This window comes from Halomonas sp. DN3 (assembly GCF_024137905.1).
In the GTDB taxonomy this organism is placed as follows: Bacteria; Pseudomonadota; Gammaproteobacteria; order Pseudomonadales; family Halomonadaceae; genus Halomonas; species Halomonas litopenaei.
On the sequence record NZ_CP099965.1, the window covers coordinates 4,490,155 to 4,514,319 of the forward strand.

The 24,165-nt window shown below is 64.5% G+C and carries 19 protein-coding genes; 11 read left to right on the forward strand and 8 right to left on the reverse strand.

From position 1 onward, the window contains the following. Positions 1 to 123: 123 nt before the first annotated feature. The 3 genes from NKF27_RS19495 to hemN all read right to left on the reverse strand — a co-directional run bounded on the left by NKF27_RS19495 (position 124) and on the right by hemN (position 4,713). A complete protein-coding gene (locus tag NKF27_RS19495) occupies positions 124 to 900 on the reverse strand; it encodes a ribonucleoside-diphosphate reductase (protein ID WP_253554414.1) in 777 nt (258 codons plus the stop codon). Between the two features lie 81 nt (positions 901 to 981). Continuing rightward, on the reverse strand, positions 982 to 3,093 hold the full coding sequence (locus NKF27_RS19500; protein ID WP_253554416.1) for an adenosylcobalamin-dependent ribonucleoside-diphosphate reductase: 2,112 nt from the start codon (positions 3,091 to 3,093) through the stop codon (positions 982 to 984). A gap of 234 nt (positions 3,094 to 3,327) precedes the next feature. Continuing rightward, positions 3,328 to 4,713, reverse strand: coding sequence for an oxygen-independent coproporphyrinogen III oxidase (hemN, locus tag NKF27_RS19505; protein WP_253554419.1), 1,386 nt, complete (start codon positions 4,711 to 4,713; stop codon positions 3,328 to 3,330). Between the two features lie 399 nt (positions 4,714 to 5,112). Between hemN and NKF27_RS19510 the strand changes: the two genes are divergently transcribed. The 9 genes from NKF27_RS19510 to NKF27_RS19550 all read left to right on the forward strand — a co-directional run bounded on the left by NKF27_RS19510 (position 5,113) and on the right by NKF27_RS19550 (position 14,950). Beyond that, positions 5,113 to 5,430: a cytochrome c gene (locus tag NKF27_RS19510; RefSeq protein WP_045993538.1), complete on the forward strand. Its 318-nt coding sequence runs from the start codon at positions 5,113 to 5,115 to the stop codon at positions 5,428 to 5,430. A gap of 55 nt (positions 5,431 to 5,485) precedes the next feature. Further along, positions 5,486 to 7,681 carry a NosR/NirI family protein gene (locus tag NKF27_RS19515; protein ID WP_253554422.1) on the forward strand — a complete coding sequence of 732 codons (2,196 nt, stop codon included), beginning with the start codon at positions 5,486 to 5,488 and terminating at the stop codon, positions 7,679 to 7,681. Position 7,682: 1 nt separating this feature from the next. Continuing rightward, positions 7,683 to 9,569: a TAT-dependent nitrous-oxide reductase gene (gene nosZ / locus NKF27_RS19520; RefSeq protein ID WP_253554425.1), complete on the forward strand. Its 1,887-nt coding sequence runs from the start codon at positions 7,683 to 7,685 to the stop codon at positions 9,567 to 9,569. 54 nt (positions 9,570 to 9,623) lie between these two features. Then, entirely contained in the window at positions 9,624 to 10,997 is a 1,374-nt protein-coding gene (locus NKF27_RS19525; RefSeq protein ID WP_253554428.1) for a nitrous oxide reductase family maturation protein NosD, read from the forward strand. Beyond that, positions 10,994 to 12,031, forward strand: a complete 1,038-nt coding sequence (locus NKF27_RS19530) for an ABC transporter ATP-binding protein (RefSeq protein WP_253554431.1) — start codon at positions 10,994 to 10,996, stop codon at positions 12,029 to 12,031. The genes NKF27_RS19525 and NKF27_RS19530 overlap by 4 nt, the downstream gene beginning before the upstream one ends. Continuing rightward, positions 12,031 to 12,852 (forward strand): ABC transporter permease, encoded by an 822-nt coding sequence (locus tag NKF27_RS19535; RefSeq protein WP_253554434.1) that lies wholly within the window; start codon positions 12,031 to 12,033, stop codon positions 12,850 to 12,852. Before NKF27_RS19530 ends, NKF27_RS19535 begins: the two co-directional genes overlap by 1 nt. A gap of 127 nt (positions 12,853 to 12,979) precedes the next feature. Beyond that, a complete protein-coding gene (locus NKF27_RS19540; protein ID WP_253554437.1) occupies positions 12,980 to 13,498 on the forward strand; it encodes a nitrous oxide reductase accessory protein NosL in 519 nt (172 codons plus the stop codon). A 303-nt stretch (positions 13,499 to 13,801) separates the two neighbouring features. Next, complete coding sequence (locus NKF27_RS19545) at positions 13,802 to 14,263, forward strand: Rrf2 family transcriptional regulator (RefSeq protein WP_253554439.1); 462 nt, start codon at positions 13,802 to 13,804, stop codon at positions 14,261 to 14,263. Between the two features lie 93 nt (positions 14,264 to 14,356). Continuing rightward, entirely contained in the window at positions 14,357 to 14,950 is a 594-nt protein-coding gene (locus NKF27_RS19550) for a hypothetical protein (protein WP_253554441.1), read from the forward strand. A 40-nt stretch (positions 14,951 to 14,990) separates the two neighbouring features. Here the strand turns inward: NKF27_RS19550 and NKF27_RS19555 are convergent, their stop codons facing one another. From NKF27_RS19555 to phnD, 5 genes are all read right to left on the reverse strand, one after another. Next, positions 14,991 to 17,876 carry an EAL domain-containing protein gene (locus NKF27_RS19555; protein ID WP_253554443.1) on the reverse strand — a complete coding sequence of 962 codons (2,886 nt, stop codon included), beginning with the start codon at positions 17,874 to 17,876 and terminating at the stop codon, positions 14,991 to 14,993. Positions 17,877 to 18,130: 254 nt separating this feature from the next. After that, the gene (gene phnE, locus NKF27_RS19560) at positions 18,131 to 18,934 is read right to left on the reverse strand and encodes a phosphonate ABC transporter, permease protein PhnE (protein ID WP_045994838.1); all 804 of its coding nucleotides are present in this window, start codon (positions 18,932 to 18,934) and stop codon (positions 18,131 to 18,133) included. Next, complete coding sequence (gene phnE / locus NKF27_RS19565) at positions 18,928 to 19,725, reverse strand: phosphonate ABC transporter, permease protein PhnE (protein ID WP_253554445.1); 798 nt, start codon at positions 19,723 to 19,725, stop codon at positions 18,928 to 18,930. Before phnE (NKF27_RS19565) ends, phnE (NKF27_RS19560) begins: the two co-directional genes overlap by 7 nt. After that, positions 19,725 to 20,510, reverse strand: coding sequence for a phosphonate ABC transporter ATP-binding protein (phnC, locus tag NKF27_RS19570; RefSeq protein ID WP_253554447.1), 786 nt, complete (start codon positions 20,508 to 20,510; stop codon positions 19,725 to 19,727). The genes phnE (NKF27_RS19565) and phnC overlap by 1 nt, the downstream gene beginning before the upstream one ends. A gap of 70 nt (positions 20,511 to 20,580) precedes the next feature. Beyond that, complete coding sequence (gene phnD / locus NKF27_RS19575) at positions 20,581 to 21,567, reverse strand: phosphate/phosphite/phosphonate ABC transporter substrate-binding protein (RefSeq protein WP_253554450.1); 987 nt, start codon at positions 21,565 to 21,567, stop codon at positions 20,581 to 20,583. Between the two features lie 275 nt (positions 21,568 to 21,842). Between phnD and NKF27_RS19580 the strand changes: the two genes are divergently transcribed. Then, the gene (locus NKF27_RS19580) at positions 21,843 to 22,442 is read left to right on the forward strand and encodes a histidine phosphatase family protein (RefSeq protein ID WP_253554453.1); all 600 of its coding nucleotides are present in this window, start codon (positions 21,843 to 21,845) and stop codon (positions 22,440 to 22,442) included. Positions 22,443 to 22,858: 416 nt separating this feature from the next. Continuing rightward, a complete protein-coding gene (locus tag NKF27_RS19585; RefSeq protein WP_253554456.1) occupies positions 22,859 to 24,121 on the forward strand; it encodes a capsule biosynthesis protein in 1,263 nt (420 codons plus the stop codon). Positions 24,122 to 24,165 lie beyond the last annotated feature (44 nt).

Sequence of the window (24,165 nt, forward strand, 5' to 3'; positions counted from 1 at the left end):
AAACCACCCCTCCAGACACAACGATGGGCCCCGAAGGGCCCATCGTTGTGACGCTGGCTTATTCGCGCGCCAGCCGTGCTTTCTAGCCACGCACTCTAGTCGTGCGTTCCAACCAAACGTCGACTAGCCACACTTCGACCAGCCGCAGCCGGCGTAGCAGGTGGGGCAGCCGTCCATCATGATCAGCTCGCCGCGACACTCGGGGCAGTTGCCGACCACGGCGGGGCCGGCGCCTTCGGCGGCGGACTCGGCGGGCTTGCCATCCAGCGGCTCGACCGCGCCGCTCGGGGTCTCGTCCTCGACCTCGGCGGGGTACCAGCCGTGGCCGGAGGCCTGGCGTCGGGCGTAACGGCTGACCAGTTCCTCCACCGGAACCTGGTTGCCGTCGATGTCGAGGAAGCCGCGACGGTAGAGGATCTGCTGGATCGACCAGGCGATGGCGGCGACCTCGGAGTCGTGGAACATCGGCTTGTTCCAGCGGTTCATGCCGCAGCGCACCAGGCCCTTGTCCCAGGCCACCTTGCGCAGATCCGCCACCGCCTGGGTGACGTAGCCGCCGCGGGCCGCCAGCGACAGGCTGCGCATGGTGGCGGTGATCCACTGGTGCTCGCTGGACAGCTGGCCGGAGGGGAAGAAGAACTCCACCGGGCGCTCGATGATCACCCGCTGGCCGTTGAGCACGCCTTCCACCGGCATGAAGGACACCAGCAGGTAGACCTTCTTGCGGCCTTCGGCGCCGACGTAGGAGATCTTCTCGGACACCGCCTCCAGCGTTCCCTCGGGGCGCGAGGGGATGCGCATGGTCAGCGGGTTTTCCTCGGGCAGCGGGGCCGGCGCCGGGGCGGCCTCTTCGCTCTTGACGCGGTAGCCCACGATCTTGGAATTGATTTCGACAGCCATCAGCGGGCTCCTCCAGAAAGATGATGCGGGCGTGACACGCTCACGACCCAGGCATGATATTGCGGCTCGCCGCTGGTCCGATTACCACTTGCCATAGGTCCCCTCCTTCAAGCCGTCGTAGAGGTTGGCGGCGTTGTGTTCCTCGCCGTCGTAGATCACCGTCTCGTCGCCCTTGAGCTCGAGGGTCTCGCCGTTCTCCAGCTCGAACACGTAGGTGGTGTTCTTGAGGTCATCCTCGCGCACCAGCACGCCCTGGAAGGCCTCCGGGTTGAAGCGGAAGGTGGTGCAGCCCTTGAGACGGCTCTGGTAGGCGTCCAGGTACAGGTCCTTGAACGCCTCGAAGGCAAAGTCGGTGGGCACGTTGACGGTCTTGGAGATCGCCGAGTCGACCCAGGCCTGGGCCGCGGCCTGCACCGCCACGTGCTGCTTGGGGGTCACCGCGTCGGCGGTGATGAAGTACTCGGGCAGGTCGCTTTCCACCGCGTCGGCGTGCATGAAGTGACGGTAAGCGGCAAGCTCGAAGGACACCACCTCGACCTGCTCCTTGGTCTTCTTGCCGGCCTGGATCACGTTACGGAAGTAGCGATGGGAGAACGACGGCTCGATGCCGTTGGAGGCGTTGTTGCCCAGCGACAGGCTGATCGTCCCGGTAGGAGCGATCGACGAGTGGTGGGTGAAGCGCGCGCCGTGCTCGGCCAGCTCCGCCACCAGCTGCGGCTCGACCTCGGCGATCTTCTGCATATAGCGGCTGTAGCGGGCGTGCAGGATGCGCCCGGGCACCTTGTCGCCGACCTCGTAGCCGTCGCGGCCGAGCTCGGGGCGCTCGCGCAGCATCTTCGGCGTCAGCTCGAACTCCTGCTCGAGGATCGGGGCCATGCCCTTCTCGCGGGACAGCTCCAGCGCCTGCTTCCAGCCCTCCACGGCCAGCACTCGGCTGACTTCCTCGGTGAAGCCCAGCGACTCGGCCGAGCCATAGGGCATCTTGAGCATGGTCATGGTCGAGCCGAGGCCGAGGAAACCCATGCCGTGGCGGCGCTTGGCCTCGATCTCGCGACGCTGGCCGGACAGCGGCAGGCCGCTGATCTCGACCACGTTGTCGAGCATGCGGGTGAAGATCGCCACTACTTCGCGGTACTTGTCCCAGTCGAAGCGCGGCTTGTCGCCGAACGGATCGATCACGAAGCGGGTCAGGTTGACCGATCCCAGCAGGCAGGCGCCCTCCGGCGGCAGCGGCTGCTCGCCACAGGGGTTGGTGGCGCGGATCTCTTCGCAGAACCAGTTGTTGTTCATGCGATTGACCTGGTCGATCAGGATGAACCCGGGCTCGGCGTAGTCGTAGGTGGAACGCATGATGGTGTCCCACAGCTCGCGGGCCTTGATCACCTCGACCACGCGGCAGGCCACGCGACCTTCGGCGTCCTGGGTGTAGCCGTCCTCGATCACTGGCCAGTCGCGGTAGATCAGCTCGCTGTCATCGACGTCGCCCTTCTCGCCCTCGTGCAGCGGGAAGGCCAGCGGCCAGTCGGCGTCCTGCTTCACCGCTTCCATGAACTCGTCGGTGATCAGCAGGCTCAGGTTGAACTGGCGCAGGCGACCGGCCTCGCGCTTGGCCTCGATAAAGTCGCGCACGTCGGGATGACCGACGTCGAAGGTGCCCATCTGGGCGCCACGACGGCCGCCGGCGGAGGCCACCGTAAAGCACATCTTGTCGTAGATATCCATGAACGCCAGGGGGCCGTTGGTGCCGGCACCGGCGCCGAACACGAAGGCACCCTTGTGGCGCAGGGTGGAGAACTCGTAGCCGATGCCGCAGCCGGCCTTGAGCGTCATGCCCGCATCCACCACGCTGTCGAGGATGTCGTGCATGGAGTCGCGAATGGTCCGCGATACCGTGCAGTTGATCAGGCTGACCGCAGGCTTGTAGCCCTCGGCTCCGGCGTTGGAGGTGATCCGGCCTGCCGGCACGGCGCCGTTTTCCAGCGCCCAGCGAAACTTCGGCAGCCACTTGTCGGCGGCGTCGCCCTCGACGGCGGCCAGCGCCTTGGCCACGCGGTCCCAGGTGGCCTGAAGGTCGGCGTCGACGGGCTGGCCGTGGCGGTCCTTCAAGCGATACTTGGCGTCCCAGATGTCATACGAGGGGCCCTGCATGGGAACCTCCTGCGACAGGGCGGCGGCCTTGGCGGATGTGGTCATGAAAGCTTGTCTCCGATGAAGTTACCGGCAAATAAACGGGGTCGTAAAGGGGCGGATGCGCGCTCCGGATAAGCTCGGGCACCCTACCAGATATAGTAAAATTTTCGACCGGCGGCACAATATAAACGAAAAATCGGGCCATGGAAGACCCGATCGTTAATTCGGCTTTGGCGCATGAAAGGTAGCGCGGGCTACCCCGGGCGTCTCGCCCCGGGGCAGCCGCGATAGAGCCGGCTAGACGGTGCGCGAGAAGCGCCCGCTGCCGGGGACCAGGTAGGCATCGAAGGCCATGGCCACGTTGCGCATCATCAGGCGCCCCGCCGGCAGCACCCTGAGCGCTTGCTGCTTGATCTCGATCAAGCCGTCGGCCTGCATCTCGTCGAGCCGGTCGAGGGCGCTGGCGAAATGCGTGCGGAAGTCGATAGCGTGACGGGCCTCGAACTCGGCGAAGCGCACCTCGCCGTGACACATCAGCGAGGTGATCAGCTCGGCACGCAGCTGGTCTTCGTCGCTCAACCGATAGCCCCGCAACACCGGCAGCCGCCCGGCCTCGAGGTGCTCGGCGTACTCGGCGGTGGTCTTGACGTTCTGGCTGTAGGCGTCGCCGACCTTGCCGATGGAGGTGACCCCGAGCCCGATCATGTCGCACTGGGCGTGGGTCGAGTAGCCCTGGAAATTACGCTGCAGGGTACCGTCGTGACGGGCTCGGCTGAGCTCGTCCTCGGGCAGGGCAAAGTGGTCCATGCCGATATAGACGTAGCCCGCCTGGGTCAGCCGCTCGATGGTCAGCTCGAGCAACTCGAGCTTGCGCCCGGGCGGCGGCATGTCCTCGTCGCGGATCAGCCGCTGGGCCTTGAACAGCGACGGCAGGTGGGCGTAGCTGTAGGCGGCGATGCGGTCGGGTCTCAGCGCCACCACCTTGGCCAGGGTGGCGTCGAAGCTGTCGCGGGTCTGCAGCGGCAGCCCGTAGATCAGGTCCACCGACACCGAGGCGAAGCCGGCGTCCCGGGCGGCGTCCACCAGGGCTGCCACCTGGGCCTCGCTCTGCACGCGGTTGACCGCCTTCTGGACCAGCGGATCGAAGTCCTGGACGCCGAAGCTCAGACGATTGAAGCCCATCTCGCGCAGTTCATGGATCTGGGCGGGGGTCACCGTGCGCGGATCCACCTCCAGCGAGAATTCCCGGCGCTGCTCCGGGGCGAAGCGGAAGTGGCGCGCCAGGGCGTCGATCAGCCCCTTGAGCTGGTCATTGGACAGAAAGGTCGGGGTACCACCCCCCAGGTGCAGCTGGTTGAGCTCCCGGGACTCGTCGAACAGCGCCGCCTGCAGGGCGATCTCGCGCTTGAGCAGCGCCAGGTAGTCGGCGGCACGCTCGCGATTGTGGGTAATGATCTTGGAGCAGGCACAGTAGTAGCAGAGGCTTTCGCAGAAGGGCACATGGACGTAGACCGACAGCGGCTTCGGCTCCCCCTGCTGGCTGCGCTCCACCGCCTGGCGATAGTCGGCGACACCGAAACCGTCGTGGAAGTGCGGCGCGGTGGGATAGGAGGTGTAGCGCGGCCCTGGACGGTCGTACTTCTCGACCAGCGCACGCTGAAACGGCAAAACATCGGATGACATCGACAAGGCCCCTCGTGACACGACCGCCCGACGGCGGCATCTGTCGGCATTGTCGCACGTCGAATCGGCACGTCCCGGCAAGACGAAGCCAGACATGACCTGCATCAAATCACGGCAGCGGCATCACGGCGCTTGCCCCTGGGGGCGTGTGCTCGCCCGAGGTAGTGCAAACGCGAGCCAACCGCAATGATGCCCCTGCCATCCCAGTGATCCCGATCAAGCATAGTACGGAAGACGTACCTCTCCCCGCCTAAAGTTGACCAACGTCATAGGGTATTGTCGCTGAGCGCTCCAATACTCGAGAGTCCCAAGGGACATCCCGCACAAACCGTGATGCCTGACCCAAGCAGCACGCCGCTTGCGTCAGGTATCACGCCCCAAGACCGAGGAGCGCTCATCATGAAATGGATCCCCCTGGCCGCGCTTGGCGCCGCTTGTCTGTTCAGTCTCAACGCCCAGGCCGCCGGCGACGCCGCCGCCGGTGAAACCAAGATCGGCGCCTGCGCCGCCTGCCATGGCACCGACGGCAAGGCCACCGGACCGATCTATCCCAACCTGGCGGGTCAGAACGCTCCGTACCTGGAAAGCGCGCTCAAGGCCTATCGCGAGGGTCAGCGCGGTGGTGGCATGTCCGCCATCATGGCGCCCCAGGCAGCGGCCCTGTCGGATCAGGATATCGCCGACATCGCCGCCTACTTCTCGTCGCTGACGCCCTGATCCTACCCTGGTGCGCGAAGCGTCCTCGGGGCGCTTTGCGCCTCGAGGTCATGCCATGACCCAAGCCCCCCGCCATTTTCCCCGCCACTGGTCTTCTCCCCTGCGCCTGCTTGTCGTGCTGTTGGCGATGTGCTTGAGCCTGCCCGCCCTGGCGCTGGAATTCGATCAGTATCCCGGTGACCTTGGCAGCGCCAAGGGTGACCTCGCGCTGTTTCAGCAGGCCTTTCCCGGCACCGACAGAATAGAGCCGGTGGCCGACCTGCCGTGGCCGGTCAATGCGCTCTACCGAGGCGACGAACTGGTCGGCTACGCCTTCGAGAGCGCCGAGGTCGCGCCGATCCCCGCCTACTCGGGCAAGCCGGTCAACCTGCTGATCGCCATCGATCCTTCCGCCAGCCTGCGCCTGGCCAAGGTGCTCAATCATTCCGAGCCGATCATGCTGGTCGGCATCCCGTCAGAGCGCCTGGACGACTTCGCCGGCCAGCACCTGGGTACCTCGGTGACGTCGCGCCTGGAGGTGGGAGAGGACGTCGATGCCATCTCCGGCGCCACCGTGACCGTCATCGTGGTCAACGACACCATCATGCGAGCAGGACGCCTGGTCGCCGCCGCCCTGGGGCTGATCGAGGACCCCGCGGCAGCGCCAATCGCCCGTGTGCGTGACGAGGTGTTCGCGCCCGCCGACTGGCAGGGCCTGCTCGACCAGGGGGCACTGGGTCACCTGACTCTGAGCCAGGGAGAGGTCGACGACGCCTTCGTCGGCACCCCGGCGGAGCACTACCTGAGCGGCCAGCGTCCGCCCCGCGACGCCACCTTCATCGATCTTTACCTGGGCTACCTCAATGCGCCGAGCGTGGGCCGCAATCTGCTGGGCGAGCGCGGCTACGACCAGTTGATGGCGAGCCTCGCCCCCGGCGAACACGCCGTTGCCCTGCTCGCCGATGGCAGCTTTTCCTACAAGGGGTCGGGCTACGTGCGCGGCGGCATCTTCGATCGTATCGAGCTGGTCCAGGGCAACGCCTCGATCAGCTTCCATGACAGCGACCAGCGCCGCCTGCCGCGTCTGGCCATCGACGGAGCCCCCGCACTCGGCGAACGCGACATCTTCGTGATCCACGAGGGCGCCCACTTCGACCCGGGCACGCCCTGGCGGCTGAACCTGCTGGTGCGCCGGGCCTCGGGACCGCTGACCCAGGAGTTCACCCGCTTTCATCTCGACCAGGCGCTGCCCGAGGCCTTTATCGAGCGTCCCGAGCCGGTGGGAGCCGCCCCGCTGTGGCTCGAGATGTGGCAGCAGAGTCGGCTAGAGCTGATCGGGCTTGGCGCTGGACTGGTGACGCTGTCACTGATCCTGGCGTTCCAGGACGCCCTGGCGCGTCGCCCGCGCCTGCTGCGCCCGCTGCGCAAGGCCTTCCTGCTCTACACCCTGGTCTATATCGGCTGGGTGTCGCTGGCCCAGCTCTCGGTGGTCAATGTGCTGGCGCTGATCCATTCCGCCAGCCATGGCTTCAGCTGGTCGGCCTTCCTGATCGACCCGCTGATGTTCGTGCTGTGGGTCTTCGTGGCGGTCACCCTGGTGCTGTGGGGCCGCAGCATCTTCTGCGGCTGGCTGTGCCCCTTCGGTGCGCTGCAGGACCTGGTCAACCAGCTCGCCCGTCACCTGAAGGTGCCGCAACTGACGCTGCCCTTCGCCGTGCACCGGCGGCTGTGGGTGGTGAAGTATCTGATCCTGTTTGGCCTGGTCGGGGTGTCCTTCTACGACCTGGGACAGGCGGAGCGGCTGGCCGAGGTCGAGCCGTTCAAGACCGCCATCACCCTGCACTTCCTGCGCGACTGGGGCTATGTGCTCTACGCCGTGGCACTGATCGCAAGTTCGGCCTTCATGCACAAGGCCTACTGCCGCTACGTCTGCCCGCTGGGCGCGAGCCTGGCCATCGCCGGTCGCCTGCGCCTTTTCGACTGGCTCAGGCGGCACCGTGGCCAGTGCGGCACCCCCTGCCAGATCTGCGCCAACGACTGCGAGCTGGTGGCCATCCATCCCGACGGCCGTATCGAGGCCTCGGAGTGCCACTACTGCCTGGACTGCCAGATCACCTACGACGACGACCGTCGCTGTCCGCCCCGGGTCAAGCGCAGAAAGCGCCTGGAACGGAATGCGGCGAGGACGCACGGCGACGTGGGTGACGCAGAACCCCGCGGATCAAGCCAGGACGGCGACCCGCGGCGTATACCCTGCCTTGAGGAGAACTGAAGTGAGTGACGATTCCCGCAGTATCCAGAATCTGGCCCGACGCCACTTTCTACGCAACAGTGCGGTGACCGGCGTCGCCGGCGCCGGCCTTGCCAGCGGAGTGGTCGGCGGTGTTGGCACCAGCGCCCTGCTCGGCAGCCGCAGCGCCCGCGCCAGTGAAGGCGACGCCATGGTGGCCCCCGGTGAACTCGACGAATACTACGGCTTCTGGAGCGGCGGCCACTCCGGCGAAGTGAGGGTGCTGGGCATCCCCTCCATGCGCGAGTTGATGCGCATTCCGGTGTTCAACACCGAGAGCGCCACCGGCTGGGGCATCACCAACGAGTCCAAGCACATCCTCGGCGAGTCCGCGCGTTTCCACAACGGCGACGCCCACCACCCCCACGCCTCGCTCACCGACGGTCGTTATGACGGCAAGTACCTGTTCATCAACGACAAGGCCAATACCCGGGTGGCACGGATCCGCCTCGACATCATGAAGACCGACAAGGTCACCACTATTCCCAACGTCCAGGCCATCCACGGCCTGCGGCTGCAGAAGGTGCCCTATACCAAGTACGTCTTCGCCAACGCCGAGTTCCCGATCCCCCAGGTCAACGACGGTCGCGATCTGGAGAATCCTGCGAACTACTACACCATGTTCAACGCCATCGACGCCGAGACCATGGAAGTGGCCTGGCAGGTGATCGTCGATGGCAACCTGGACAACACCGACGCCGACTACACCGGCCGCTTCGTTGCCTCGACCTGCTACAACTCCGAGAAGGGCATGACCCTGGCCGACAGCATGCGTGCCGAGCGTGACTGGGTGGTGGTGTACGACGTCGAAGCCATCGAGGCCGCCGTCGAGAAAGGCCAGTTCGAGACCCTGGGCGACTCCCCGGTGCCGGTGCTGGACGGACGCAAGGGCTCACCGCTGACGCGCTACATTCCGGTGCCCAAGAATCCCCACGGCCTGAATACCTCACCCGACGGCAAGTACTTCATCGCCAACGGCAAGCTGTCGCCGACGGTGTCGATCATCGCCATCGACAAGCTGCCGGCGCTGTTCGCCGACGAGATCGAGCCCCGCGACAGCGTGGTCGCCGAGCCGGAGCTGGGCCTGGGGCCGCTGCATACCACCTTCGACGGTCGCGGCTTCGCCTACACCACCCTGTTCATCGACAGCCAGGTGGCCAAGTGGAACATCGAGGAGGCGATCCGCGCCTACAACGGCGAGGACGTCAACTACATCCACCAGAAGCTCGACGTGCACTATCAGCCGGGCCACAACCACGCCAGCCTGTGCGAGACCCGCGATGCCGACGGCAAGTGGCTGGTGGTGCTGTGCAAGTTCTCCAAGGACCGCTTCCTGCCGGTGGGACCGCTGCACCCGGAAAACGATCAGCTGATCGACATCTCCGGCGACACCATGAAACTGGTCCACGACGGCCCGACCTACGCCGAGCCCCATGACGCCATCATGATGCGCGCCGACCAGCTCAACCCGATCCAGGTGTGGGATCGCCAGGATCCGTTCTTCGCACCCACCCGCGCCATGGCCGAGGCCGACGGCATCACCCTGGAGAGCGACAACAAGGTCATCCGCGACGGCAACAAGGTGCGCGTCTACATGACCTCGGTCGCGCCCCAGTACGGCATCACCGAATTCAAGGTGAAGCAGGGTGACGAGGTCACGGTGGTGATCACCAACCTGGACACCGTCGAAGACCTGACCCACGGCTTCTGCATGGTCAACCATGGCGTGTCCATGGAGATCGGTCCGCAGCAGACGTCCAGCGTCACCTTCACCGCCGAACGCGCCGGGGTGCACTGGTACTACTGCAACTGGTTCTGCCACGCGATGCATATGGAAATGTTCGGTCGCATGCTGGTGGAGAAGGCCTGAGGAGCGGCCGGGCCGGGCGCCGATGGCGCTCGGCCCGGCCCAGGCGACATCACCATGTTTATAGCTCTCTCCTTTCCTGCAGGTGGCTCGGCATCCGGCCGAGCAACACCGATGGCGCTGGCCCTGACCGCAGGGTTGGCGCTACTGGCGATACTGAGTCCCAGCGAGACGCTGGGCGCTGAGCTGAAGGTGACCGCGGGCACACCGCTCAAGCGCTGGGTCGAGCAGGCCGAGCCCAACGATATCCTGCGGCTCGCACCGGGCCACTACGCGACAGGCCCGGTGATCATCGACAAACCGCTTAGCCTGGTCGCCGACGGTGCCGGTGTGGTGATCGATGGCGGCGGCAGCGGGACCCTGCTGACCTTGCGCTCACCTGGCATTTCCCTGTCCGGGCTGACCCTTCAGCACTGGGGCGCGGACCTGACCGCCATGGATGCGGGCGTTCACGTGGAAAGGACCGCCCATGGCGCCAGCATCGAGCGCTGCCGGCTGTCCGGCCCTGGCTTCGGCATCTGGCTCGATGGCGTCGATGACGCCCGGGTCCTCGACAATCAGATTCGCGGCGATACCCGGGTACGCTCCCAGGACCGCGGCAACGGTGTGCAGCTATTTAATGCGCGTCGGGCGCTGGTCTCCGGCAACGATATCCGCCAGGTGCGCGACGGCGTCTATATCGACACCAGCAGCGACAGCGTGATCGACGGCAATCTGCTCGAAGACCTTCGCTACGGTGTCCACTACATGTACGCCCACGACAACAGCGTGACCAACAACCTGACCCGTCACACCCGCACCGGCTACGCCCTGATGCAGTCCCGTGGGCTGACGGTGAGGGCCAATCGCTCCATCGAGGATCGCAACTACGGCATCCTGATGAACAACATCACCGATAGCCGGATCATCGACAACGACATCATCGGCGTGCGTCAGGCACGCGACGCCCATGACCGGGGCCTGGTCAGCGGTGGCGATGGCAAGGCCATCTTCGTCTACAACGCCCAGTTCAACGAGATTCGCGGCAACCGCCTCGAGGACAGCGACATCGGGCTTCACCTGACCGCAGGCTCCGAGGACAACCGCATCAGCGGCAACGCCCTGATCCACAATCGCCGCCAGGTGAAGTACGTGGCCACTCGACAGCAGGAGTGGTCCGAGCACGGTCGCGGCAACTACTGGAGCGACTACCTGGGCTGGGACCTGGACGAGGACGGCATCGGCGACACCCGCTACCAGCCCAATGACGCCATGGACCAGCTGCTGTGGCGACACCCGGAGGCCAAGGTGCTGATGGCGAGCCCGGCGGTGCTGGCGCTGCGTTGGGTACAGCGCGCCTTCCCGGTATTTCGCCCCGCCGGCGTCAGCGACAGCGCCCCCCTGATGACGCCTTCGAGACCTCGTTCCGCCACACGGACATTCTATCCATGACCCGCGCCACGACCTGCGCTATCGCCTTTGACGACGTCAGCCTGGAACACGGCGGCGTGACCCGCCTGTCGCACCTCAGCCTCGAGGTGAACAGGGGCGAGGTGCTCGGCCTGCTCGGCCACAACGGCGCCGGCAAGACCACCAGCATGAAACTGATGCTGGGACTGCTGTCGCCCACCCAGGGAAGTCTCAGCGTGCTTGGGCAACGGCCGGACCGAGCCGGCGACCGTGCCTTTCGCCAGCACCTGGGCTACCTGCCCGAAAATGTCCGCTTCTACCCCAACCTGAGCGGGCGAGAGACCCTCACCTATCTGGCCCGACTCAAGGGTCGGCCCACGGCAGAGGTGGACGAGCTGCTGGTGCAGGTGGGGCTTGGTGAGGCCGCCGACCGACGCCTGGCGACCTGGTCCAAGGGCATGCGCCAGCGCCTGGGGCTGGCCCAGGCGTTGCTTGGCGAGCCTCGGCTGCTGCTGCTCGACGAGCCCACCAGCGGGCTCGACCCCGCCGCCACCGAGGCGGTCTACGCCACCATCGGAATGCTGAAGGCGCGTGGCGTGACGGTGGTGCTGTCTTCCCACCTGTTGCCGGGGGTCGAGCCGGTGATCGATCGTGCGCTGATCCTCGGCGAGGGCAAGTGCCTGGCGCTGGGCGACCTGGCGAGCCTGCGCGAACGCTTTGCGCTGCCCTACGTGATCGAGATGCGTGGTGCTCCCCAGGATCTGGCACTAAGGCTGATTCGCGAGGGCATCCCCGCCCGCTCTTCGTTGGCGGACGGTGGTCGACTGCGACTGGAAGTGGCCCCGGAGCACCGCATGAACGCCTTGAGGCTGTGCACTGCCTTTCAGGGGCTCAAGGACCTGGAAATTCGCCCCCCCAGCCTCGAGGCACTGTACCGACGTGTCCAGGCCCCCAGCAGCCGCGATCCAGGCAATGGCAGTGAAGGGAGCAGCGAGAGCGACGCCAGCGACCGCTACCAGGTGATCGACGAGACCGACCACACCACCGTCTCACCATCCGCCGAGGACACGCCCTGATGCGCCTTCTACTGACCATCGCCCACAAGGAATTCCGTGACGGCCTGCGCCACCGCTGGGTGCTCGGGATCGCCGTGCTGCTGGGGGTACTGGCGCTGGGTATCGCCGCCTTCGGTGCTGCCGCCAGTGGTGGTACCGGCTTTACCGGCCTGTCCACCACCCTGATCAGCCTGTCGACGCTGTCCATGCTGCTGATCCCGCTGATCGCCCTGATGCTGGCCTACGACGCCATCGTCGGCGAAGACGAGGGCGGCACCCTGCTGCTGCTCGCCACCTACCCCATGTCACGCCGGACCTGGCTGCTCGGCAAGTTCATGGGGCACGCCTGGGTGCTGGGCCTGGCCACCCTGTGCGGCTTTGCAGTCGCTGGCGTGGTCATCGCTTTCGCCACACCTGAAACCGCGCTGGCCGAGGTAGCCGCAGGGCTCACTACCCTGATCGTCTCCAGCGTGCTGCTTGGCTGGTCGTTTCTGGCCCTGGCCTACTGGATCAGCGCCCGTGCCGGCAGCAAGCAGGCTGCTGCCAGCCAGGCCCTGATCACCTGGTTCGTGTTCGTGCTGGTACTGGACCTGGCGCTGCTCGCCCTGCTGGTAGGCGTGCGCCAGGGAGGGGCCTGGCTGCCCTGGCTGATGCTGGCCAACCCGGCCGAGTGCTTCCGACTGCTGGTGCTCTCTGCGGTCGAGCCTCATCAGGCCTCCGCGATCACCGCCCTGGCCAGCGCCACCCCCAGGTCGCCCTTGCTGCTGGCGCTGCTGCAGGTCGTCTGGGTGCTGCTACCTCTGGGTCTGGCGATCAGGCGATTCGAACACCGAGCGCTGTAACCCGCACGTCCAGTTCAGCCGAATGCCGACGCAGCTTGCCATCCATTACTGCGGGCTATTGCTGCTGGTTTCTGCTGCCAGCTATCCCCCCACTCCGTCCGCCAGGACGCTCGCCTGGAGAACTCCCATGTCCCTTCCTTCTATACTGCAACGCTTTGCCATCGGTGGCCTGATGCTGTTGTTGATCGGCTGCAACGACGGCACCTCTGACACGACTATCGGACCCGCCCCCATCGGTGATGACGACATCTGCCATGTATGCGGGATGTTGATCGAGGCCATGCCAGGCCCCAAGGGAGAACTCGCACTCGATGGTGACAGCGAGGTCACCAAGTTCTGCTCGGCGGCGGAAATGCTGGTATTTCTTCTTCAACCCGAAAACGTCGAACGCCTTGCCCATGCCTGGGTTCATGACATGGCTCGCACCGACTGGGACCACCCCGGAAACGATGCCTTTATCAGTGCACAGGAGGCCTGGTACGTATCTGGTCATTCGCGGCCCGGCGGCATGGGACATCCGCTGGCGACCTTTGCCACAAGAAGCGATGCGGAGGCTTTTCAGCGCGGAAATGGCGGCATCATCGAGCGCTTTGATGAGCTAGAAATCGACCAGTTAACCCATATGAGCCGAGCAAACCACCCTTGAATAGGTATAGAAAATCCCGCAAATATGCAGCGACAAAAGCCGACCAAAAAAATTGCTAAATTTATGGATTTACCATGCTACATTCAAGAGACAATAAGATGGATGGAACATCCATGACAAGGAGTTAAACCGCGCATGTTATCTCATTGATATAGGTCATCTGGCGTAGGAATAATCGCACATCGCTACGCTTTAATGCGCCAAGCCTGCGTGAGATTTCTCGTCCCTTGCTAGAGTCGAAAGCATGAGCGAAAGCCTCCCTTCTCTTTACCAAGTCGCCCAAGGGGCGCCGGGGCACGACCAATGCATCTGACACGATTTACCGACTACTCATTGCGCGTTCTGATGTACCTTGCCGAATCCGGCAACGAACGCACCACGATCGCCGAGATCGCCTCGCGCTTCGAGGTCTCACGCAACCATCTGATGAAGGTGGTTCAGGAGCTCAGTCGTCTTGGCTATGTCTCCGCCGTCCGTGGCAAGCACGGGGGACTGTCGCTCAAGCAGGCGCCGGGCAGCATTCACCTCGGCGCCCTGGTCAGGGATACCGAACATAGCCTCGCCCTGGTGGAGTGCGAAGGGGACGACAGCGCCTGCTACATCGCGCCCATCTGCCGCTTCAAGCAGATCGCCAACGAAGGGTTGACGGCATTTCTGGAGGTCCTGGATCGCTACACCCTGGATGACCTGATGACCCCCGAGTGCCGCCAGCGCCTGCACACCCTCAAGCTGATCGAGCTCGAGCCCGAAGCCGAACCCGCCTGACGGGCCAAGGCAAGACAGGGTAACGCCACGACAGCGTACTCCGAGAATGCTAGCCTCCTGACCTCTGAGTTCTCTCGGTCGTCAGGAGCCAGCATGCCGATTCCGCCATTGTTTTCACCTCGCCGCGCCCGCCTTCTTCGCCTGAGTGTCGCCGCCGCACTGGTCTCCGTACTCGGCCTGACAGGTATCAGCAGCCAAGCCATGGCGGTGGATTTCGACACCTCGGCCCACCAGACCCACCAGGACTGGCAGACCTTGATCGCGACCCTCGGCGACGAGTCCCATGTGCGAGCGGTCCAAAGGACGAGCTACAGCGACGCCATGCTCAGCGTCAACGCCACGCCAGGGCATTGCCGCACGCCCTGGATCGAGGTCAGAAGTGACCTTGGCCAGCGTCAGGCCGTGAGCGAAGTGGTCAATCGCGTTCCCATCGATCTACTGGTGGACGAGCAACGTGCCCAGACCGGCACGGCGGTGCTGTCCACCCAGCGCGGTGACGACGGCCTCTACGTGCGTGTGAATGGCATCGACATGGACCTGCTGGCCTCGCGTCTCGCCACCGGGGAGCAGCTGCATCTGCGCCTGCGCATGACGACCGATGCCAGCGACTACTGGTTCATGAGCTTTTCACTGAATGGCGCCTTTACGGCATGGCAGCGGATGCAGACCCTGTGCAGGGCTTCCTGATCCGCCAACATCTCCCGCCGCAATGTCACACGTTCGCCGCTCAGGCCGGACGATCCATCGCCTGCAAGGCGCCTTCCAAGCCGTGGTGCTGCTGCCCATCGCGGCTCAACCAGCGCCGCGCGAAGTCATCACCGCTCAATGGCCGTGACAGCAGATAGCCCTGGCCAAGATCGCAGCCCAGGGCACGCAGTGCCTCGAACTGCGCCGGCGTCTCGATGCCCTCCGCCACCACCGTCAGCCCCAGACGATCGGCCATGGCGATGATGGTGGCGACGATGGCGTGATCGTTGCTGTCGGTCAGCATGTCGCTGACGAAGGACATATCGATCTTGACCGCCTGGACGGAAAAGCGCTTGAGATAGGCCAGCGAGGAATAGCCGGTCCCGAAATCGTCGATGGCCAGGGCGAATCCCTGCTGGCGCAGGGTGTCGGTGATGCGTATCGCCTGCTCGGGATCCTTCATGAAGCCGCTTTCGGTGATTTCCAGCCCCAGCAGCGAGGGGGAAACGCCAGCCCGGGCGGCGATCTCGCAAAGCTTGATTGCCAGCTCGGGATCCTCGAACTGGGCCGCCGCCAGATTGACGTAGAGTCGCTCGGGTAGCCGGTCCAGCGATGCCTGCTGCCACTGCTTCAGCTGGCGACAGGTCTGCTCCATGACCCAACTGCCGAGGGCCTCGATCATCCCCTGTTCCTCGGCCACGGCGACGAATTCCATCGGGCTTATCCATCCCAGTTCGGCGTCGTGCCAACGACACAGAACCTCGGCGCCGATCAGGTCCCCGCTCTTGAGGTCGACGCAAGGTTGAAAGCGGAGCTCGAGACGTTTCGTGTCCAGCGCCTCACCCAGACGAGAAGCAAGCACCAGTCGGCGCCGCAGATCACGTCCCATCTCAGGTGCGTAGAAGCGATAGCCGCTGCGGCTTTCCTTGGCATGGTACATGGCGATGTCGGTGTGCTTGAGCAGTTCCCGGGAACTATCGCCATCGTCGGGGAAGAAGGCGACGCCGATGCTGACGTCGACGTTGAATCGATGCCCCTCATGCACCACTGGATCATTCAAGGCGCTGAGCAGACGCCCCACGACCTGGGCGGCTCCGATCTCGTCGGTCTGCTCCACCATGACGACGAACTCATCGCCCCCCATCCGCGCCAGGCTTTCGAGCCTGCCAAGGCAACCGCTGAAGCGAGCGGCCACCTCCTTGAGCACTTGATCACCGACGTCGTGGCCCTGACCGTCGTTAATCTCCTTGAAGCGGTTGAGGTCGAGGAACATCAGTGCCACCCGATATTGCTCGGTGCGAGCCCGGACAATGGCCGCCTGCAGACGCTCCATGAAGTGGACCCGGTTGGGTAGACCGGTCCCGGGATCGAAGAAGGCCAGATGCCGTATATGGGCGTCGCTGCGGCGCCGTTCGAGCTCCGCCGAGGCGCCTGCGGCAAAGATCCGCAACAGATGACAGATGGGTTCAGGATCATGCAGCGGCTGACGATACAGCGCAAACAGGATACCGATGGCGTCGCCGTTGGCGTCTTCCAGGCGTCGGCCGACATAGGCTTCCACGGCGAAGCCGACCATCTCCTCGGCGCGGGGATAGCGTTGGCTCATGCCTCGAGCAATCACATGCTCGCTGTCGCGAAAGGACCTCTCGCAAGGCAGCCCTTCGAAACTGTAGTGAAAGGGCTCCACCGGCTGGCCCGATACCAGGCCGGCGATCAGCGTCGCCTGCAACGGGACGCTTTCCTCGACGCGTGAAACGAACACGGCGTCCGCGCCGAGGGCGTCGGTCAGACGTCGCACCAGCAGGGTAAAGAAGGCGTCGTCGCTGCGCGCCGTCACCAGTTCGGCCATGTCCAGCACCGCCTGCTGGGTGTTCTGTTGATGCTGGTGAGCGCGCATGGCCTGCAAGCCAAACGACAGGTTGTCCGCAAGCTCCCTCAGCAGCGCCAGTTCGTCGGCGCCAGCGTGGTAGGGTTGATCCATCAACAGCACCAGCACGCCCCGTCGCTCGCTTCCCAGACTCAGCGGCAAGGCCACCTCCGCCACGACCCCGAATCGCTCGGCCCAGGGCGGAGGCGCTACCGTACCTGTCGTATAGTCGGCTACCCGTTGCTCCTTGCCTTCATGCACCGCTTGCCCGCTGGGACCCTGGCCCTCAGGCGTGGTCACATCCCAGCTGAAACGCGCGTGACGCAACAATTCATCGGCGCCACCGGCGCTGACCAGCGGCAAGATGCTGCGCTCGGGGTCGTCCTGGGCCAGCCCCGCCCAGGCGTAGCGGTAGCCGCCTTGCTCCACCGCCAGCCGACAGGCCTCCTGGAAGATCGCCATTTCGTCGGAGAGCCGAATCACCGCACGGTTGACCAGTCGCAGCAGGGTCAAGGCGCGGTGGGCGCGCTTGAGCTGTCGGTTGGTCGTGTCCAGCTGAGCGGCGGTCTTCTCCAGCGCCTGCTCGGTGCGCCGATTGGACAGTTCGGCCCCGCAGCGCGCCGCGGCAATTCTCAGCACCTCCTCGACCAGGCGACGCTGGTGCAGTCGATGGCGGTGCAAGGCAACCAGAACACCATGCAACTCACCTTCGGGCCCTCGCATCGCCACTCCGGCATAGGCTTCTGCACCAAAATCTCGCAGCAGGACGTCGTCCGGAAAGGCACTGCAGACGTTCTCCGGATAGATGCAGGCTCCGCCGTCCAGGGCATCGCGACAGGGGGTGCCGGCAGTCTCGTACTCGACGTCTGGCTGATGCTTGCCATCTGCCATCAGCACCATGGACCGCAGGCGTGAGCCGTCCGCGACAGGGGTCGCTATCATCATGGCGTCGGCACTGAGGATTACCGCCAGCCGATCGACCAGGTGCATGAAGAAGTCATCACCGATATCCCGCGACAGGCTGTCGGCTAGGCTTTGAAAGGCTCTGCGGGCATCCATCTTCATAGGCCGGGCGACGATCCACTGAATAAGGTAATCAATGGTATCGAGGATAGCTTAACTTCGGGGCACCCCGCCGCCTCGCCCCGGCATTCTGTGCCGTTTCCCCCAGGACCAGACATCATCCAGCACCAGAAAACGGCGACAGCTCCAAGACGACTGCCCCAGAAAACAAAAAGTTAGTGCTAAGTCGCCAGCATCAATGGCTCATGCCGGCTTTCGCACAAATTAGTACAGTCTTACGTCGTACGAGCCTAAAGCACTCGGCTTCTCAACCATCCGGTCAACACCTCCCCCAGCAACACCAGAATGACGATGCCACAGAGAATGGTGGCCACCGTCGGCCAGGCAAAGGTGTCGATGGCCCCCTGGAGGATGACGCCGATACCGCCGGCCCCGACCAGCCCCAGCACGGTGGACTCGCGAATATTGATGTCCCAGCGCAGGATGATCACGGCAAAGAAGGCCGGAACGACCTGAGGCACCACCGCGTAGAGGATGACCTTGGGGCGACTGGCACCCACCGCTTCCATCGCTTCGACCGGCCGTCGGTCGATTTCCTCGATGGCCTCGCCCATCAGCTTGCCGACGAAACCGATGGAGCGACACATGATCGCGAGGATGCCCGCCAGCACGCCGGGGCCGAAGATCGCCACGAACAGCAGCGCCCAGATGATGGTATTGACCGAACGACTGGCCACCAGCACGAAACGGGCAAACCACAGGCAGGCACGATTGGGCGTGGTGTTCTGGGCCGCCAGGTAGGCGACGGGCAGGGCCACAAAGATCGTCGAGAACGTGGCCAGGGTGGCGATATGGACGGTCTCGACCAATGCCTCGACAATCTCGCCGAGGCGCCGCGGGTCAGGTGGCCACATGCGGTCGGCCAGGCTGTAGATCTGGGCAGGCGCATCCCACACCCAGGGCCAGAAGATATCGACATCCCTGGCCGCCCAGCTCAACACCGCCACGACCAGCAACAGCAGCACGAAGCGCGTCCAGCGCTCCCGTCGGCTGTAGCGCTGCCATACCCGTTGTTCTGTCGGCGTCGCTACCATAGTCGTCTCCTGACCCAGCCACTGATGCCCTCACTGACCAGAATCACCGCGATGATCACCAGCAGGATCGCGAAGGCAAAGTCATAGTCGTAGCGCCCGAAGGCGTTCATCAGGGTGCCTCCGATACCACCGGCGCCGACGATACCGACCACCGCCGAGGCGCGCAGATTGCTGTCCAGCTGATACATGGAAAGCCCCAGCTGGCGTGGCAGGATCTGGGGGAAGACGGCGTACAGCAACGTGGACATGAACCCTGCACCGACCGACCGCATGGCCTCCACCTGCCCCCAGTCGATCTCCTCGATCTCTTCGGCCAGCAGTTTTCCGACAAAGCCGATGGAATAAAGCGTCAGGGTCAGGATCCCGGCCAGGGGTCCGAACCCCACCGCCTTGACGAACAGGATCGCCACGATGACCGGGTGAAAACTGCGCGACACGATGATCACCGCTCGCCCCAACAGATAGACCGGACGCGGTGCGATATTGCGCGCCGCCATCACCGCAAAGGGGATCGACAGCGCCACCCCCAGCAGAGTCGCCAGCAGGGCAATCTGGAAGCTTTCCTTGAAGCCGGTCAGCAGCAGTTCGAAGCGCTCGAAGCTGGGCGGAAAGCCGCCGCCGAAGATGCGCGCGGCCCGCGGCAGCCCATCGCTGATCCGCTCCCAGTCGAACGGCAGGGTGGCCAGCGCCCAGCCCAGGTAACCCAGCACGCCCAGCGCCAGCAGCAGGCGTACCACAGGACTGGCGATAAAGGGCGGCTTGCGCCAGGTCCGAGCCTTGTCGTTGACCATCAGCGTTCCCCTTCCGCGACAGTCGATACGGAGGTCTCGTCCGGGGCCTCGATGCCACCGTAGATCTCCTCCAGCGCTGCGGCATCAAAGCGCTCCGGCGTGCCATCGAAGATCATGCGACCGTGGCGCAAGCCGACGATACGCTCGGTGTAGGCCCTGGCCTGGGCCACATTGTGAATGTTGATCAGCACCGGCAATGACAGCTCGCTGGCCAGGGCTCTCATCAGCTTCATGATCTGCTCGCTGGTGACGGGGTCCAGCGAGGCGGTCGGCTCGTCGGCCAGCAGAATGTCCGGCTCCTGCATCAAGGCTCGGACGACCCCGACGCGCTGACGTTCGCCGCCGGACAGTTCGTCCGCGCGCTTGTTGGCGTACTGGGCGATGCCCACTCGCTCCATCAGGTGGAAGGCGCGTTCGATATCCTCCGGCGGGAAGCGCCGCCGCCATGCCTGAAGGAAGCCGACGTAGCCAAGCCGACCGGCCAGCACGTTCTCCATCACCGTCAAGCGGTCGATCAGGTTGAAGCCCTGGAAGACCATGCCGATGCGCCGCCTGGCCTGGCGCAGTGGTGCGCCCTTGAGGCTGGACAACTCCTGGCCGTTGAGCCTGATCGACCCCGAGGTGGGTTCGATCAGCCGATTGATGCAGCGGAGCAAGGTGCTCTTGCCCGCCCCGGACGCCCCCACGATGGACACCACGGAGTTGCCTTCCACGCGCAGATCCAGCCCCTTGAGCACGGGGTCATCGTGGCCATAGCGCTTGACCAGCTGGCTAATCTCGAGCATTGCACATCCTCGTTCCCCGGGAAGGCCGAGCGCCGTGCGCCGGCCCTCCTGTCCCTGGGATACCCTGTCATCACTCCAGATTGTCGGCGGTGTAGCTGACGCCGTTCGAGGCCTGGATGGTGCGAATGACCTCCCACTGGTCCTGGTAGGTGATCGGGATGAACTTCTCGACGCCTTCGAATTCCTCACCCAGCGCGGTACCGGCGAAATCGAAGCTGAAGAAGGCTTCCTCGATGCGCTCGACCAGATCCGGCGCCAGGTCATGGGCGTGGGTATATGAGGTGGTGGGGAAGGGCTGGGACTCGAAGATCATGCGCACGCTGCCTTCGTCATACAGCCCCCGTGCGGCCATGCGCTCCACTACCTCGGACGCCACCGGTGCAGCGTCGTAGTCACCCGCTACCACGCCCAGCATCGACTGGTCGTGACTGCCGGAATACACCACCTCGTAGTCCTCGTCCGGCACCACGCCTTCCTCGGGAAACAGCGCACGCGGCGCCTGATTGCCCGAGTTCGAGGTGGGTGAGGTGTGGGCGACCCGCTTGCCGGCCAGGTCGGACAGCGACTGGATATCCGAATCGGCCTGGGTGTAGACCTGCAGGGTATAGCCAAAGCGTCCGTCGTCGGAGCCCATCAAGGCAAAGGGAACGGCGCCGGCCAGGTTGACGGCGAAGGGCGTGGGTCCGGTGGAAAAACCTGCAATATGCAAACGCCCGCTGCGCATGGCCTCGACCTGGGCCGAGTTCGACTGGACCGCGAAGAAACGAACGTCCTTGCCCGTCACCTCCCGGAGGTGATCGATGAAGGGCTCCCAGATATCGGCATAGATGGCGGGGTCTTCCACCGGGGTGTAGGCGAAGATGAGGGTGTCGGGGTCGACCAGTTCGTCCTGGTTGGCGGGCGGGTCGGCCACCAGATCGCCATTGCGGTCGCAGTAGAGCGCATCCAGATCACCTCGGGGGCAATCCTGCGCGACAGCGACGGATGCAACAGCGCCGAAAGTGAGCAGGAGACTTGCGTTGAGGACCTGGCGTCCCCGGCTTGAGCGTTGTGTCATGGCGTGGCTCACCTATGCTGAGTCTTGTTATAGGGTGGGAATCGACCCCGGTCTGTCGAACCGACATCGCGGGTCCCGGCGGCAGCGGACAGCCTGGCGGTCGACTACTGGCGACCTGGGGAAGGCTCTTCCAGATGGGCTGAAGGCTTCCCGCGTTACGCTGAAGGCTCTACCACATGAGCTGAAGGCTCTGCCAAGTGCGAAGACGAGCGCCAGCGATGCAGCGATGTTCGAAAACAAACATCGTTGAGTTCAATCTAGGAGGTGACACTTTTATGTCAAACGTTGAGGCCAACGACTTTCCACGCTGCGGCAATCACTACCTGCTGATGCGCCACGGCCACAGCCAGGCCAACGCCATGGGCCTGATCGTTTCCTCCCCCGAGCAGGGACTCGAGGGCTACGGTCTTTCCCCCAAGGGACAGGAACAGCTGCACGAACGACTGGCCGGCTGGCACCTGGCCGCGCCTGATCAGGTCTTCCATTCGGACTTTCTGCGCACCACCGAAACCGCAGCGCTGGCCGGGCAACACTTCAACGTCACCCCACACCCTGAACCGCGCCTGCGAGAACGCTTTTTCGGTGACTACGACCAGGGTCCGGACCCGGCCTACGCGGACGTCTGGGCAATGGATAGCGAGAATGCCGAACACCGCACCCACGGCGTCGAAAGCGTCGGCGACGTCTCCCGCCGACTCATCGACCTGATCATCTCGCTGGAACAGCGCTTCGACGACGCCACCATCCTGCTGGTCGGCCATGGCGACCCCCTGCAGATCCTGCTGACCGCAGCCAGCGGAAGTCCATTGAGCGAGCATCGAAGCCAACCACCGCTGGCACCGGCAGATGTCCGGCCGCTGATCTTCGCTCGCTGATCTACGCTCGGTCCCCCTTTCTTGCAGCCGGCCCTGGCAGGGCTGTGAACAACTCGGTGGAAAAGTTCTCCACCCGTTGTGGATAGGCTATTGACAAGCCGCCGCTCCCCCCATGAACCGTGGCGCTATGCCGCTGCATGCCGCCAGCAATAGCTGTGGGCAAGTTTTCCATTTTCCCGGCTCGGCGCAGCGAAGTTCGTCATCCAGGCTCGGCGGGGTGCGTGGTATGTTCCTCGTAGCATTTGTAAGACCCATTCAACTAATACCTCGTGAATGATCTTGAACGGGTCTTGCGAGCGACCACCACCTCACGCTTTCTACTGCCACAGGAACACACTCGTCTGCATGATGGCTTCTTCGTCCCTTCTACTGAGTCGACGCGCGGTACCCCTTGCGCATAGGTTCGAGGCCTGAACATGGCCCCGTTCAAGGCGCGTCAGTTTCTGCTGCTCCAGGGGCCGTGTTCACCCTTCTTCACGGTGCTGGCTCGCACGCTTGCTGACCAGGGACACGGTGTCCACGTGCTCGACCTGTGTGGTGGAGATCTGCTCTATCGTTGGCGCCTCGGTGGGCAGCGCTACCGTGGCGACGCCGCCAGCTTTGGCGAGCTGATCGGTGATTTTCTCGGTCAACGGGGTATCTCCGACCTGGTGGTCTTCGGCGACCAGCGCCCTCTGCATCGGCTCGCTGTTCAGGCCGCAGAGCGTCAACGGCTGCGGGTCCAGGTATTCGAGGAAGGCTACCTGCGGCCCCACTGGATCACCCTGGAGCCCCAGGGTGTCAACGGATGTTCCCGTCTTCCCAGGGACCCGGCCTGGTTCTTCGAGGCCGCCCATTGTCTCGGGCCGGCAGAGCCTCCCGTTCCCTGTATCAGTCCCTTCTTGACCCGTGCCACCCACGACGTGATCTACCATCTGGCAGGCGTCCTTAACCCTCTACTGTTCCCGGGCTATCGCAACCACGCCCCGGTCAGCGCTCCGCGGGAGTACACCGGCTATGTGCAGCGACTGACGCGCAAGCGTCTGCTGGCTGGCCTTGAAGCTAACCGCATCAATGACTTTTTTTCGACGTCCGCGCCCTTCTTCGTATTGATGCTGCAACTGGACAGCGACGCCCAGATCCGCTGCCACTCGCCCTTTCCCGACATGGCCCGGGTACTCGAAGAGACCATGGCGTCCTTTGCTCGTGACGCACCGGCCCGGACACGCCTGTTGATCAAGAACCACCCCCTCGACCCTGGACTCAGCGCCCACCACCGCCACGCTCGCCGACTGGCTCGGGAGTTCGGTATCGAAAGGCGGGTGCTGTTCATCGAAGGTGGTGACCTCAATCACCTCCTGCCGGGCGCCGCTGGTGCCATCACCGTCAACAGCACTTCCGGTTTCGTGGCCCTGGAGCACGGCCGTCCGTTGCTGACCCTGGGAGAAGCCATTTACACCATGCCCGGGCTGGCGACAGGCCGGCCACGGGTCCCCGCAGGCTTCTGGCACGACCCACCGGCGCCGAACGCCGCCCTGTATCAGGCGATGAGGACCACGCTGCTGCGAACCGTTCAGCTGAACGGCAGCTTCTATTGCCGCCTCGGTATTCGCCTCGGTGTGCACCACAGCGTCAGGCGGCTCGTCGCCGAACGCTCTCCTCTGGAGGAGCTGCTGTCATGCCTGCCCGCCGCCGCCTGACCCTTGCCTGCCGGCCAGACACGGCCAGGCTGGCTTCAGGGGCC